Raw genomic sequence first — 305 nt, 5'->3', positions numbered from 1 at the left:
GGTACATATGAGAGTATCGTTACCAATCTGGATAAAGACGAATTCACAATAACGGAAATAAAGGAACTGTATCATAGACGCTGGGAAATCGAAACATCCTATCGGGATTTGAAATATGATCTTGACTTGAATACCCTGCATTCAAAAAAGCGAAATCTGATCGAACAGGAGATCTATGCAAGGTTGATCCTATATAACTTCTGTAGAAGGATTACCAACGAGGTGCGAATCAAAGAAAGAAAACGGGAATATGAATACCAATTGAATTATGTCCGCGCCTATCATATGATTCGAGATTATCTAAA

The 305-nt window shown here is 37.0% G+C and carries 1 protein-coding gene; it reads left to right on the top strand.

Going from position 1 to position 305, the window contains the following annotated elements:
- Nucleotides 1-15: 15 nt before the first annotated feature.
- Nucleotides 16-305: transposase (locus E5336_RS12305; protein WP_277820876.1), on the top strand; the 290-nt coding region annotated here is incomplete at its 3' end.

This window comes from Dubosiella muris (assembly GCF_004793885.1).
Classification (GTDB): Bacteria; Bacillota_I; Bacilli_A; order Erysipelotrichales; family Erysipelotrichaceae; genus Dubosiella; species Dubosiella muris.
This window is presented reverse-complemented; position numbering and strand designations above follow the sequence as displayed.